This is a genomic window from Pseudomonas sp. HY7a-MNA-CIBAN-0227, from assembly GCF_040310325.1.
Lineage (GTDB): Bacteria > Pseudomonadota > Gammaproteobacteria > Pseudomonadales > Pseudomonadaceae > Aquipseudomonas.
In genome coordinates this window covers 1-228 of sequence record NZ_JBEOPT010000404.1, presented here as the reverse complement: position 1 = coordinate 228, position 228 = coordinate 1, and the positions used below count along the sequence as shown (strand labels likewise).

The following is a 228-nucleotide window of genomic DNA, read 5'->3' as shown; positions in this document are numbered from 1 at the left end:
GCTTTGGCCCAGAAGCCACTAAACCCTTCCACTACCAACTCGACCACCTTGGCACGCCCCAGGAACTGACGAATCCCAACGGCGAAATCGTCTGGTCCGCCCACTACCGCGCCTACGGCCAAATCGCGAAGCTTGACGTCAACACCGTCACCAACCCGCTGCGCTTCCAGGGCCAGTACTTCGATCAAGAAAGCGGACTGCACTACAACCGCCATCGCTACTACAATC

The 228-nt window shown here is 58.3% G+C and carries 1 protein-coding gene; it reads left to right on the top strand.

All coding sequences use genetic code 11. The features are described from left to right. On the top strand, positions 1-228 hold a 228-nt coding region (locus tag AAEZ06_RS28440), incomplete at both ends, for an RHS repeat domain-containing protein (protein WP_350617560.1).